Annotated in this window: 13 protein-coding genes; 11 read left to right on the top strand and 2 right to left on the bottom strand. The window is 62.8% G+C overall.

Features of this window, described 5'->3' with window-relative positions:
* Positions 1-18 precede the first annotated feature (18 nt).
* The gene (locus RLN94_RS03975; RefSeq protein ID WP_350132205.1) at positions 19-906 is read right to left on the bottom strand and encodes a LysR family transcriptional regulator; all 888 of its coding nucleotides are present in this window, start codon (positions 904-906) and stop codon (positions 19-21) included.
* 87 nt (positions 907-993) lie between these two features.
* Between RLN94_RS03975 and RLN94_RS03970 the strand changes: the two genes are divergently transcribed.
* The 4 genes from RLN94_RS03970 (at position 994) to RLN94_RS03955 (ending at position 4679) form a co-directional block, all read left to right on the top strand.
* A complete protein-coding gene (locus RLN94_RS03970; protein WP_350132202.1) occupies positions 994-1851 on the top strand; it encodes a phytanoyl-CoA dioxygenase family protein in 858 nt (285 codons plus the stop codon).
* A gap of 246 nt (positions 1852-2097) precedes the next feature.
* Complete coding sequence (locus tag RLN94_RS03965) at positions 2098-3000, top strand: transporter substrate-binding domain-containing protein (protein ID WP_350158998.1); 903 nt, start codon at positions 2098-2100, stop codon at positions 2998-3000.
* A gap of 1 nt (position 3001) precedes the next feature.
* Entirely contained in the window at positions 3002-3916 is a 915-nt protein-coding gene (locus tag RLN94_RS03960) for an amino acid ABC transporter permease (RefSeq protein ID WP_350132196.1), read from the top strand.
* Positions 3894-4679 (top strand): amino acid ABC transporter ATP-binding protein, encoded by a 786-nt coding sequence (locus tag RLN94_RS03955; RefSeq protein WP_350132193.1) that lies wholly within the window; start codon positions 3894-3896, stop codon positions 4677-4679. Before RLN94_RS03960 ends, RLN94_RS03955 begins: the two co-directional genes overlap by 23 nt.
* Before the next feature lie 8 nt (positions 4680-4687).
* On the opposite strand, the gene RLN94_RS03950 is transcribed toward RLN94_RS03955, so the two are convergent.
* Positions 4688-5599, bottom strand: coding sequence for a LysR substrate-binding domain-containing protein (locus tag RLN94_RS03950; RefSeq protein WP_350132190.1), 912 nt, complete (start codon positions 5597-5599; stop codon positions 4688-4690).
* A gap of 103 nt (positions 5600-5702) precedes the next feature.
* Between RLN94_RS03950 and RLN94_RS03945 the strand changes: the two genes are divergently transcribed.
* The 7 genes from RLN94_RS03945 (at position 5703) to RLN94_RS03915 (ending at position 13478) form a co-directional block, all read left to right on the top strand.
* Positions 5703-6899 carry a trans-sulfuration enzyme family protein gene (locus tag RLN94_RS03945; RefSeq protein WP_350132187.1) on the top strand — a complete coding sequence of 399 codons (1197 nt, stop codon included), beginning with the start codon at positions 5703-5705 and terminating at the stop codon, positions 6897-6899.
* 39 nt (positions 6900-6938) lie between these two features.
* On the top strand, positions 6939-8378 hold the full coding sequence (locus RLN94_RS03940) for a M20/M25/M40 family metallo-hydrolase (protein ID WP_350132574.1): 1440 nt from the start codon (positions 6939-6941) through the stop codon (positions 8376-8378).
* 249 nt (positions 8379-8627) lie between these two features.
* Positions 8628-9599: a TIGR03571 family LLM class oxidoreductase gene (locus RLN94_RS03935; protein ID WP_350132184.1), complete on the top strand. Its 972-nt coding sequence runs from the start codon at positions 8628-8630 to the stop codon at positions 9597-9599.
* A 363-nt stretch (positions 9600-9962) separates the two neighbouring features.
* Complete coding sequence (locus RLN94_RS03930) at positions 9963-10811, top strand: hypothetical protein (RefSeq protein ID WP_350159000.1); 849 nt, start codon at positions 9963-9965, stop codon at positions 10809-10811.
* Between the two features lie 57 nt (positions 10812-10868).
* Positions 10869-11765, top strand: a complete 897-nt coding sequence (locus RLN94_RS03925; RefSeq protein ID WP_350132179.1) for an NAD-dependent epimerase/dehydratase family protein — start codon at positions 10869-10871, stop codon at positions 11763-11765.
* On the top strand, positions 11762-12760 hold the full coding sequence (locus RLN94_RS03920; protein WP_350132176.1) for an SDR family NAD(P)-dependent oxidoreductase: 999 nt from the start codon (positions 11762-11764) through the stop codon (positions 12758-12760). The genes RLN94_RS03925 and RLN94_RS03920 overlap by 4 nt, the downstream gene beginning before the upstream one ends.
* 10 nt (positions 12761-12770) lie before the next feature.
* Positions 12771-13478 carry a sugar phosphate nucleotidyltransferase gene (locus RLN94_RS03915; RefSeq protein WP_350132173.1) on the top strand — a complete coding sequence of 236 codons (708 nt, stop codon included), beginning with the start codon at positions 12771-12773 and terminating at the stop codon, positions 13476-13478.
* The last annotated feature ends 5 nt before the right edge of the window (positions 13479-13483 follow it).

Below are 13483 nucleotides of genomic sequence, written 5' to 3'. Positions count from 1 at the left end.
GCCTGGACGATTTTCCCATCACGCAGGATGTGCCTGAACGAATTCCAGAAATTCTTGGGCGGGGCGGGACAGGGTTTGCGTCCCGAGATGGACGAACACCACGTCAAGAGCGGGTTCCGGAGGGCTTAACGGCCGGCACACGAGTTCCGAGCCGTCATGGGCAATATCCGGCGCGGGATGGGCATAGGAAAACCCGATGCCCCATCCGTTTGCGACGAGACTGCGCTGCATTTCGAAACTGGGAGCCAACTGGCAGTCGCGCTCGCTTTTCCCGAGTTTCGCCAGGAATGGCAGGAAGAAAGAGATGGTCGAGGGATAATTCTCCAGGATCACCCGGTCCTGCTTGAGATCATGGAGCGCTACCGAGGAGCGATCGGAAAGTCGATGTGATCTTGGCAAAAGGACGTGTGGCGAGAGCCTGTCGATAGAGGTGGTTTTCAACTCATGTCGGTCGAGACCGGTATCGTAGGTCAGGCCGAGTTCGCACCGCCCGTCTAGGATCAGGCCACGGATATCGGCGAGGTCAGCATCGAGAATCCGAAAGCCCAGCCCCTCGCGGGTAGCGGCGAAACGGGTTAGCAGACGAGGCAGGTAAATTGCACCGAGATCGCGGAAGCAGGCTACGGTAATCTCTTCCGCCGCGTTTCGATTAGCGCCGATCGCGCCCGCTGCGGCGAGGGTCGTCCTTGCGTCGATCAGAAGTTGCCGGCCCGCGGCGGTGATGACGAGACCGTGGCCGGTTTTTCGGTGAAAAAGTTTCCGCCCCAGCAACCGTTCGAGTTCGGCAACGGCCGCGGACACGGACGGTTGGGAGACATTACAGCGCTGTGCCGCTTCCGTGACGCTTCCATGCTCGGCGACGGCAATAAAGTATTCGAGCTGGCGAAAGCTGAAAGGTATAGGCATGTTCTATGCGAGTATCGCAAATCAATAATAAACTCTATAGCCAAAAGCTCTTATCGTGGCAGGGTCATGAACCGAGAGGATACTGAAATGCCAGATAGCAACGCAATCGGGGTCGACCTGCAGGAGGCCGGGCACCGGCCGAGGATCACTGAGAAGGAGATTGCCGAATTTCAGCGCGACGGCGTTGTCTGCATTCGGGGCTTGTTCACACCTGAGGAGGTCGAGACCGGCCGTCGGGGCATAGATGCGAATGTCGCGACGCCGAGTCCGAGGGCGAAAGTGGCGAGCGCGCCCGGCGATCCCGGTTACTTTCTGGAGGATTTCTGCAACTGGCAGGAAAATCCGCAGTATCACGACCTGATCTTCAAGACGGGGATCGGGGAGGTTGCCGGGCGGTTGATGGGCTCACGGAAGACGCGGCTTTATCACGATCACCTGCTGGTCAAGGAGCCCAACACAAGCGCCCGCACGCCCTGGCACCAGGATCAGCCCTATTACAACATCGACGGAATGCAGAACTGTTCCATGTGGGCCCCGATGGACCCGGTTTCCCGCGAGTCCACGCTTGAATTCGTGGCCGGCACGCATACCGGGCCGTGGCTGATGCCGCGCACCTTCATGTCGAACGAAGCGAAGTGGTTTCCAGAGGGAAGCCTTCAGAACCTGCCGGATATCGAGGCGGACCGTTCGGCGTTCGATATCCGGGGCTGGGCGCTGGAGCCGGGCGATGCCGTGTTCTTCCATATGCTGACGCTTCATGCCGCGGCAGGTGTCGGAAACTGTCGGCGCCGGGTGCTTTCGGTCAGGTTCCTGGGGGATGACATCCGCCATGCGCCACGCAACTGGACGACATCGCCGGCCTTTCCGGGGCTCGAGAAAGAGCTGCCGGCGGGGGCGCCGATGGACCATCCGCTCTTCCCGGTTCTGTGGGAACGCGACGCCTGAGCGGGTAACGCCGCTTGACGGGGTTGCCTCTGACCTTCCTCTGACATGACGCGGCATGGCCATTCCGGGCCGTGCCGCGTCGACGTTCGTGGGCGAGACAATATTATAACTTCCATGAAGAGTTGGCCCAAAAGCTAGTATTGGACGAATACCAGCCGTGGCCATATCCTCATCCATGTCGCACGAACCGTGTGAACCAAGTCAAATGAACAGAGCGCCTCGATGCGTCCAACAAGGGGAAACCAGATGAGAAATTTCTTTCGAACTCGATTCCGATACACCGCAGCCCTCGTCGCGGCGGTGGCCCTTCCGCCCGCGGCCGGGCTTGCCCAGGCTTTCGACCTGTCCGGGCTTGAGGCGGTGCCGGAACTCTCCGAGCGGGTGCCGGAGAAGATTGCGACGCGGGGCGTTCTTGTCGGGGGGGCTGACAATGCCTATGCCCCATGGGAATTCCTCGCAGGCGATGACGGTCAAACGCCGCAGGGGATCGACATCGATGTCGGCCGTGCGATCGCGAAGGTGCTCGGGCTCGAATACGAATCGCGCACGGCGCCCTTTCCTTCGATCCTGCCAGCCCTCGGGTCGAAATACGATATCGGGCTGAATGCCTTCTCGATCACGAACGAGCGCATGAAGGTGGTGAATTTCGTGTCGTACTCGGACACGCAGGGCCTTTGGGTCGTCCGGGCCGGGAACCCCACCAATTTCGATCCGGCGGATTACTGCGGCGCCAAGGTCGCCATCATGTCGGGCACCTACTACGAAAAGCACCTGGACCTGGACAACCAGGCCTGCCTGGACGCGGGCAAGCCCGAGATCACGAAATTGCCGTTCTCCGTGCAGACGGAGGCGATCACCCGCGTCGCGGCAGGCGGCGCCGATGCCACCGCGACCGGGGGCGGCACGGCGGCCTATGCCGTGAAGCAGAGCGGCGGAAGGCTTGAAAACCTCGAGCCCGTCGAGCCGATGGGCAAACGCGGCCTGAACGGTATCGCCGTGACTAAGGAAGATATGGAACTGACCCAGTTGATCGCGGACACGCTGAACCACTTGATCGATGAAGGCGTCTATGCCGATATCTACAAGTTCTGGGGCGTAACTCAATTTCTTGTCGACGAGTCGGTGATCAACCCGGAAGTGTCGAACTGATATGGCTTCCGTCACGACATCCATGGGGTCGCCAGGCGATGAGGTCCCCCGCGACGAAAAACAACAGGTGCAGTTGAACGAAGTGGTGCCACGCCGCCACCCCGGACGCTGGCTTGCAGTGGCCCTCTTGGCGGTCGTCGTCATGCAGGTGGTGCACGGCGTCATCGTCAATCCGAACTTCCACTGGAGCGTATTCTGGGAGTATCTCTTTGCGCCAACGGTGATGGCTGGCGTGGGCTGGACGCTGGTCCTGACCGTGGTCGCCATGCTGGTAGCTATCGTCTGTGCCGGTTTCCTCGTCCTGATGCGTGACAGTGACAACCCGATCCTGAGGACGGTCTCGTGGCTGTGGATCTGGTTCTTTCGCGGAACGCCGCTTTACACGCAGCTGTTATTCTGGGGACTGTTTGCGGTCCTGTTTCCCCGCCTGTCGATCTCCGTTCCGTTCGGCCCTGAAATCATCGGCGTACCGACCGACTGGGTAGTTACGGCCGGCGTGGCCGCGATACTCGGGCTTGGATTGTGCGAAAGCGCTTACCTGGCCGAGATCTTCCGGGCGGGGTTTCGCGCCATAGACCGTGGGCAGACCGAGGCCGCACAGGCCATTGGAATGTCGAGAGGGCGCATTTGGTGGCGTATTCTGCTGCCCCAGGCGTTGCGGACCATCATACCGCCGACGGGCAACGAAACGATCGGCATGCTGAAGGGCACCGCGCTTGTCCTTGCCGTACCGTTCACGTTGGACCTGATGTTCGCCACCAGTGCCATCGCGAACCGGATCTACCTTCCCGTGCCGATGCTCATGGTCGCCGCATTCTGGTACCTGGTCATTACCTCGGTGATGATGATCGGCCAGTTCTACCTGGAACGTCATTTCGGAAGGGGGCAGGATTTTGTGCAGACACGCCACACCTGATCGCGCCGCCGCCGTCTCCATCGAGGGAATCCACAAGTTCTTCGGCGATTACCACGCCTTGCGTGGTGTCGATCTTACCATCGCCAAGGGGGAGGTCTGTGTGGCGATTGGCCCTTCGGGATCGGGCAAGTCGACGCTTCTGCGGTGTATCAACCAGATCGAGCAGATTTCGGCCGGGCGCATCCGGATCGGTGGCACGCTGCAAGGCTACGACGAACGCAACGGCCGTCTTCACGAGCTTTCGCCGCGTGCCATCGACAGGCAGCGCCGGCTGACCGGCATGGTGTTTCAGCGGTTCAACCTGTTTCCGCACATGACCGCACTTGGAAACGTCATCGAGGGGCCCGTGCACGTGAAGGGAATTGCCAAGGCCAGGGCGCGGAGCCAGGGGAGGGATCTTCTTGCGCGGGTCGGACTTGCCGATCTGGCCGACAGGTATCCCAGCCAGCTTTCCGGCGGGCAGCAGCAGCGTGTTGCAATCGCGCGTGCGCTTGCGATGGAGCCGGAAGTGATGCTTTTCGACGAACCGACCTCGGCGCTTGATCCTGAACTTGTCGGGGAAGTGCTGGATGTGATCAAGGATCTCGTGGCGTCGGGCATGACGATGATGCTGGTCACGCACGAGATCGGTTTTGCCCGCGAGGTCGGCGACCACCTGGTTTTCATGGATCATGGCACGATCGTCGAAGAGGGGCGGCCGAAGCAGATGCTGGAAGCGCCGAAGAACGTGCGCACCCAGGCGTTCCTGTCAAAGGTGCTCTAGCTATGGTGTCAGCAGGTGAAGCCGTCGCTTATCTTCCCGGTCTCTTGCAGGGCGTGGAACAGCTCGACGATGAAATCCTCGACGATCCGCGGCGCGGGACGATGCGGCGGAAGGATCAAAAGAGTCCGGAAATGAACTTCGGGCTCGAAAGGACGCAGAACCATACCGCGCCCTTCGAACGGCTCGGCGGTAAGGGGATCGACCAATCCCACGCCAAGGCCCGCCGCCACCATTGCGCAGATCGTCGTGGCATAGGGCGTTTCAAGAATGATGCTGAGCTTCACACCTTCCGCCGCGAGGGCCGTTTCGGCCTGCTGGCGCGTGGTGTCCTCGGGCGAAAGCGCAATGAATGGCTCGTTGACGAGGTCGGCAGGACGGATCACGTCACGGGCTTCAAGCGGATGTCCCTCGGGGATCGCGAGCCACGCGCGGAAGCGGGCAAAGGGGCGGACCTCGACGCCGGTCTTGTCGATCTCGTCGGCCACCACCCCGATATCGAATTGCCCGGACGCAACGAGATCCCTGACCACCGAGGACATGCGTGCCTGAAACGTGATCGCGACGCCCGGGTTCTTCGGCACCAGGGTCGCCAATGCGCGGGGGACCAGGTTGGTCGACAACGCCGAGAGCGAAGCGACACGCAGCTCGCCAGACCCGAAATCGCGAATTCGCGCGGCGGCGCCCCGAAGATACGCAAGCCCCGCGAAGGCGTGCTCGACCTCGCGGAAGAAAAGCTGCCCCTCGGCGGTCGGCCGCAGGCGGCCCTTCACCCGGTCAAAGACAGGGAACCCGATCGACCGTTCGAGATCCTGGATCGTCTTGCTGACGGAGGGTTGCGAAACCCTCAGAACTTCGGCGGCGCGGGATGTCGTGCCGCTGGTGACGACGGCCCGAAACACCTCGATCTGACGCAGGTTCATGTTTCAGGGCCTCCGGGCAAGCAAGAACAAAACGGAATAATACCTACAACGGCAATAACGTCAACGCATACAGCGAGCAGGCGTTGGAGAAGGAAAGTACTCAATGGCAACCAGCGATCTGACTCGATGTGTTCTGACCCCACGTGTGGCGACGGAGGGTTTTGATCCGGTCGGCATCGGTGTTCATCGCGCGTCGACGATCCTTTTCGAGGATGCGGCCGCATATGCCGAACGGGGCGAGCGCGGCGAGAAAGGGTATTCCTACGGCCTTTACGGTACGCCGACGACGCGGACGCTGGAAGAAAAACTGACACAACTCGAACAGGCGGCACGCACGTTCCTGGCGCCGTCCGGGCAGGCGGCAAACGCGTTGGCGGCAATGGCGTTCCTGAACAAGGGAGACCATCTTCTGCTGGCCGACACGGTTTATCCGCCGATGCGGGACTTCGCCCTGTCGGATCTGGTGAGAATGGGGATCACGATCGAGTTTTTCGACCCGACGGATCTTGCCGATCTGCAGGCGCGCATTCGGCGCGAAACACGGCTCGTATGGTGTGAAAGCCCCGGCTCCACGACGATGGAACTGATGGATATTCCAGAGGCAGCGGCATTGGCTCACAAGGCCGGGGCCCTGCTGGGGGTGGACAACACTTGGGCCACGCCGCTGAACCTGAAGCCGCTGGCGCTCGGGGCGGACATCGTCACCGAGGCGCTTACGAAATACGTGTCCGGTCATTCGGATGTGCTGATGGGGGCGATCTCCGTCCGCGACGCCGATCTGGCGCAACCGGTAAAGGAGATGATCGGCCGCATGGGTATAGGGGCCTCTCCGGATGATGCCTCCCTTGTCCTGAGAGGGTTCGAGACGCTGGCAACGCGCCTGCGGCATTGCAGTGCCGTGGCACATAGGTTTGCCGAGCGGCTCTCCGGCGATCCGGTGATCGGCAGGGTGCTGTTTCCGGGTCTTCCAACGATGCCGGGGCACGAGATATTCAAGCGGGATTTCCTGGGCAGCAGCGGTGTCTTTTCCGTGACCTTTCCCGAAACCGTCGCGCCGCATGTCTGGCCCGCGCTGGATCACCTGCGCCTGTTCGCAATTGGCGCCTCTTGGGGCGGCACGCGCAGCCTTGCCGCGCCGATGTCGATTGGCGGCAACCGGAGTGCCACCCGCTGGCAGGAACCCGACGTGATCCTGCGGCTCTCGATCGGGCTGGAGGACGAAGACGAGCTTTGGGAGGATCTTCAGCGGATGCTGTCCGCGCTGGCGCGGCTCAGTGCGGCCGGAGATGCGGCAGAGTGACGGGCTGGCTGACGAGACCTACAGGCGGCCGGCGCCTTGGTGCGGCCCCCGTCCCGCCAATGTTCCGCAGAAAGGAAGTTTGACGTGTCGAAAACTGAACGCGCGCTGAAGGAGGTAGACGCCAATCTCGAAAGCTCGGTCGCGGCCCTGCTGGAACTGATTTCAATCCCGTCCGTTTCGGGCGAAGACGCGGGCAAGGCGGGTATCGCCCGTGCCGCCTCCTGGCTGGACGAGGTGCTGACGGAGATCGGCTTTGCCTCCCGCGTCGTGGAAACGGCCTGTAATCCCTTTGTCCTGGCGCGGTCCGAGGGGCCGGCGGAGGGTGACAAACGGCTGCTCTTCTACGGGCATTATGATGTACAGCCCGTCACCCCGCGCGAGGCATGGACCCACGAGCCCTTTGCGCCCGAGATCGTCGAAGAGGATGGCGTGCGCCGGTTCTACGGGCGCGGGGCATCGGACAGCAAGAGCCAGCTTTGGTCGTTCATAGAGGCACTGCGCGCATGGAAAACCGCCAACGGCGCCTTTCCGGCGGAGATTGTCATCCTGCTGGAAGGGGAAGAGGAAATGGGGTCTCCCAGCCTTGGCGCCTTTCTCGAAGAGCACCGCGAGGCGTTAGATTGCGATGTTGCGTTCATCTGTGACAGCGACATGTGGTCGCCGACCCGGCCCTCGATCACCACGCAGCTCAAGGGGCTGGTGCATGAAACGATGACGATCCTTGCGCCGAACCCCGATCTGCATTCCGGTCACTACGGGGCGGCTGCCGCCAATCCGATCCGTATTCTCAGCAAGATTCTGGCCTCGCTTCACGACGAAAGGGGGCGGGTGGCGATTGACGGTTTTTATGATGGCGTCATCGATCTGACGGAAAGTCAGCGCAAGCGTTGGCGCGAGCTGTCGGCCGAATTTGACGGTACGGGCGAGGTCAGTCTTGCCGGAGGCGTCATAGAGGACGGCTATACCGCGTTGGAGGCGATGTGGGGCCGGCCCGCCGCCGATTTCAACGGCATCACGGGGGGTAATCAGGGGCCGGGGGGGCGTTCGGTGCTGCCCGGCTCGGCCACGGCGCGGCTGACCTTCCGGCTCGTGGCCGGGCAGAGCCCGGAAACGATCCGGACCCGGTTCCGCAAGTTCGTGTCGGAACGTGTCCCCGAAGGCTGCCATGTCGCGTTCGACGGGCCGGAGGGCAATGCTGCCGTGCACCTGTCCGAAACCAACCCGTTCCTGGCCGCCGCGGCACGCGGGCTCGAGGCAGAGTGGGGCCGGCCCCCGGTGCTGAAGGGCACGGGCGGGGCCATACCCTTGGTCGGCGCGCTCAATGACGGGTTGGGCCTGGATTGTGTGGTGCTGGGTTTCATCCTGGAAAGCGACGCGATCCATGCGCCTGACGAGCATTATGACGTCGAGCGTTTTCACCGCGGCACAAGAAGCTGGATCCGTATTCTCGGCGAGATCGTGGTCGACGCGACGGCCTGACACCTTGGAAAACGGGCGGATGGTACTGGGGCAGTCGGCGATTGCACCGCCTGGCGTTTGGCTGGGCATGGCGCCGATGCTGGTGATTTCAGATCCGACCACGGGCAGCGATAACTTGGATTTGGCGCAATATCGGCACCTATGCCGCATCGGCCGCAACGTATTCCCAGGGCGGTGCCGTAGGATCGTTTGCTAGCGGCCCGACTTCGGACTGGTCGTGATCAGGGTGAATGGCGGATGGAGCGAGGCATGATGAAACACTCTCGATTTGCGCTTGATGAGGCGGACGCCCGGTTCGGCCCCGGCTTCAATCGCATGTTCCATAGGGACCGTACGACGCTTGGTCTTTTCTTTCCCATCGAGGCTTTCGACGGGCCGAGGCCGGCCATGAAAGACCAGATCGAACTTGCGAAGGAGGCCGAAGCTCTCGGCTTCTCGGCGCTGTGGGCACGCGATGTTCCCCTCGACGACCCCAGCTTTGGCGACCTCGGGCAAATCTATGACCCCTTCGTATGGCTGGCCACGGTGGCGGCCCATACCAGCGAGATCGCCCTGGCGACCGGATCGGTTATTCTGCCATTGCATCATCCGATCGACGTCGCAAAACAGGCGGCATCTCTCGATCATCTCTCTAATGGGCGGCTTGTTCTGGGCATCGCATCAGGCGATCGCCCCCTCGTGTATCTGGCCTACGGGCGGAATCGCGGCGAGCGCGCGGAGCTGTTTCGGGATGCGCTGCTGTACCTGCAGGAGCTGCTCGGCAAATCCTTTCCGACCTATGTAAGCGGGCGGTACGGTTCCATTCGGGGTGGAGATCTTGTCCCGAAACCGTTGCATGGCCGTCTTCCCCTGCTGGGTACCGGGAATAGCGGTCAACCGCTCGACTGGCTGGCCGATCACACGGACGGTTGGGTCACCTATCCTAGGCCGCCTGCACAACAGGAACGGGTCGTTGCCGAGTGGCACCGCCTGACCGCAGCCGGCACACCGATCAAGCCGGTGGTCCAATCTCTTTATCTTGACCTTGCAGAGCGCTCCGATGCGCCACCTGAGCCGATACATCTGGGATATAGAATGGGCGTTCACCATCTCGAGCGTATGCTGAACACCCTTCACGGGATCGGAGTTCATCACGTGGCGTTCAATCTCCGGTTCAGTCGCATGGACGTTCGCGACGTTCTTGCACGGCTGTCGCCGATTGCACGAGGCGAGCCTCGGTGACGACGTTAGGCCATCGCGCCCGCCGGACCCGGTTGGCATCGCGTACGCCCCGTTGGCCCCGTGGCTCGGGCGGCGGGTTGCCGAATGCGCAAATCCGGCACATGCACAGCAGTACCGGCAACGTGAGATGCCTCGAAACTGGCTAGCCTGGTCCCGCTTGAGCAGACGCTCTGCATGAGGGGTAACCACGAAACCCTGTCAATCGACAGGACCACAGATTAGCATTGGGATTGCTGGCGCCGCCGTCGTGGTCCAAAAGGTTCACAAGCGAGTCGAGCACGTTGACAATTGAATGCCCTTCAAAAAGCCTGCAAGTTCAACAGACCCGTGCAGGCGGAACATTATTCCAAACAGGTTTGTCTGATGTCTCTCAACCTTCCAGAACGTCGAACGAATTTCGTCACTCTGTTCGACGACACCTACAATCAACCCGATTGCAGGGCCTATTACCGGATGCTGAGATCGCTATGCTACAGCAACCACGCCCACGCGGTGCCGGTGTTCCGCCGCCTGCTCGATGACCTGTGTCACAAGCGCGGACTTCGGGCGCCGAACGTGCTCGACTTCGCCAGCAGCTACGGCATCGTCAGCGCCCTTGTCCGCCACGACGTCTCGGCCGAAGCCTTTCTGGATCGTTACGAGGATCCCGAGTTTGACAATCTGACCGCGGAAGAGTTGATCCGCCGCGATGCGGCCTGGCTCGCGGACCTTCCGGAAAGCTACCGAGGCGCGCGCTTCACCGGGATCGACGTTGCGGGCAACGCGGTCGCCTACGGGCACGCCATCGGCCTGTTCGATCACGCCTTCGACGAGGATCTTGAACATGCGGAGCCCTCCAAGGGCCTGGCCGAGACCCTGTCGAGCATCGACCTGATCATCGAATGTGGCAGTGTCGCGCACCTGATGCCTGCCGCTCTGGAGCGCCTGTTGCGCGCCACCGCCGGGAAGCGGCCCTGGATCGTCACTTCGCCCGTGCGCGGCAACGAACGCAAGGCGGCGTTCGACCTGCTGCGCGATCATGGCCTCGTGGTGGAAACCCTCGGCCGTCCCTTTCCACACCGGCGCTTCGACAGCCTGTCCGAACAGGCCCGGGCAATTGATATCGCCCGCGCTGCGGGCCACGATACCTCTGGCTTCGAGACCACGGGCCATTTCTATGCGCAGATTTACGTCGCACGCCCGCCGGAGGACGCCGCGGCCGTCGCAGGGTAAACGGCACATGGGGAACCGTGCGGGGCAGGGGGACAACATGCTGGAAAGGCCCGCACCGTGAGCCATGCCGATAAAGCGAAGCTTCTGGTGACCGGTTCGACCGGGTTCATCGGGCAGGCGATCATGGCCCGGGCCCAGGCATGGAACCTCGAGACCGTCGCGGCTCCGCGCACCATCTTCGGCCCCGATTGCGCCGGCGCCTTAGCCACCTATCTCGACCAGATGCAGCCGGCGTTCGCCATCGACGCTGCGGGCGTGGTGCCCGGGCGCGGCGATGTCGCCCTCAACCTTGCACTGACCCGAACCTGGATCGAGGCGCTCGGCCGCGTTCGTAATGCGCCCCGGCTGGTCCTGGTAGGGTCGGCCGCGATCTACGGCACCGGCGCTGCCCGCGACCGCGCCACGGGCGAGGACGATCCCTGGCGCCCGGTCTCGGATTACGGGCGTGCAAAGCTCGCAGCGCTGGAACTGGGGCGTGCGGCCCATGCACGCGCGGGCCACGATATCCAGACCGCGGTGGTCTTCAACCTTTTGGGAGCCGGGCAGCCGGGCCATCTGGCCCCGCGGGTGTTCATCGAAAAGGCCATCGCCGCACGTGGCGGGCGATACGAGGTCGGGCCGGTCCACGCGGTGCGAGATTTCATGGATGTCGAAGATGCCGCCGACGCGCTCATCGCGATGGCGCGTCACGGGGCGGCGGGCGAGATCCTGAACGTCGCGACCGGGCGGCCCACCCGTATTCGCGACCTGCTCGACACGATCGGCGCTCGCATTGGCGCCTCGTGGATCAGCAGGGCCGACGCCAGAGACGAAGCGGGCTGCGACATCTGCTACGGCGATCCGGCCCGGCTCGTGGAGCGGACCGGCTGGCACCCGCGCTTCGATTTCGATACCGCGCTCACGCGGGCCATGGACGCAGTACTTGTCAACCAGGGGGCAAAGGCAAAGACATGACGGATTTCTGGAACGGCAAACGGGTGCTCGTCACCGGCGGCGCGGGGTTCATCGGAAGTTTCCTGTCCGAGGCTCTGGCCCGGGCAGGGGCCGAGGTGGTGATCTTCACCCGCTATTCCTCGCGCGGCCTTGGCGGCGCGGTGGGCCAGATGGACGCCGAGCTGCGTGCCGGGATGCGCTTCATCATGGGCGACCTCAAAGATCCCGCCGGCGTGACGGCGGCCGCCGCCGGCTGCGACGTGATCTTTCACCTCGCGGCGCATATCGGCATCCCCTACTCCTATGTCCACCCGGTCGACGTGGTGCAGACCAACGTGATGGGCACCACCAACGTGCTGGAGGCGGCGCGGGCCTCGGGTGCCTCGAAGGTGGTGCTGTTCTCCACCAGCGAGGTCTACGGCACCGCACAATACTCCCCCATCGACGAGGACCATCCGCTTCAGGGCCAGTCGCCCTATTCCGCCAGCAAGATCGCCGCAGATCAGCTTGGCCTCAGTTACCACCGGTCTTTCGGCACTCCGGTCGCGATCTGCCGCCCCTTCAACACCTATGGCCCGCGCCAGCCCGCCCGCGCCATCATCCCCACCATCATCGGCCAGGCCCTGCGCGGCGACGAGGTCCGCCTTGGATCACTCCACCCCACTCGCGACATGCTTTTCGTCGAGGATACGGTGGCGGGCGCCATGCGCATCGCCGAAACCCCCGACACCGTGGGCGAGGTGGTGCAACTTGGAACCGGCGTGGAAATCAGCATCGGAGATCTGGTACAGGAAATTTGCACCCTGCTGGGCAAGTCGCCCCGCATAATCGCCAACCAGTCCGACCGCACCCGCCCCGAGAAAAGCGAAGTCAACCGCCTCATCGCCTCCACCGCCCGCGCCGAAGCGCTGTTGGGCTGGCGCCCGCAGGTCACGCTCGCTGACGGGCTGGCCCGTACCGCAGAATGGATCGAGGCGCATCTCGATGCCCTCTCGGTCGACCGTTACCAGATTTGAGGAGGCCCGCATGAAAGCCGTGATCCTTGCCGGGGGAAAGGGCCTCCGGATGCGCCCCTATACGTCTGTCCTGCCCAAGCCCCTGTTGCCAATCGGCGAACTGCCGATCCTCGAGATCATCCTGCGAAGGCTGGAAAAGGCCGGAGTGACAGACGTGGTCATCGCGATCGGCTATCTCGGCAGCCTGATCCAGACCTACCTTGCGCAGAATCCCATCTCCAACCGGATGAACGTCACCTACCACATGGAAGACGAACCGCTCGGCACCGCCGGCGCCATCGGCGGCATCGACGGGCTGGACGAGCCGTTCTTCGTGATGAATGGCGACCTGCTCTCGACGATCGATCTCAACGCGATGATGCAGCACCATCTCGATACCGGCGCCTGCCTCACTGTGGGCGTGGTTTCTACCGAGGTGCAGATCCAGCTGGGGGTTCTGTCGCTGGATGCGGCCGACAACATCACGGGCTACGACGAGAAGCCGAAAATGTCCTATGCGGCCAGCATGGGTATTTACGTCTATTCACCCCTCGCGAAGTCCCTCGTCGAACCCGGGGTTCATCTCGACGCCCCCTCGCTGGTGTTGCGGCTCATCGAGCGGGGCGAGAAGGTCTCCGGCTTCACCGCGCCCTGCCGCTGGATCGACATCGGCAACCCTGGCGAATACGAACGCGCCCAGCAGGAGTTCGCACAGGATCCCGACGCCTTCCTCGCCTAGCGAGC

This window comes from Roseovarius sp. (genome assembly GCF_040223625.1).
In the GTDB taxonomy this organism is placed as follows: Bacteria; Pseudomonadota; Alphaproteobacteria; order Rhodobacterales; family Rhodobacteraceae; genus Roseovarius.
The sequence above is the reverse complement of the archived record's forward strand: the minus strand, read 5'-3'. Positions and strand labels throughout refer to the sequence as shown.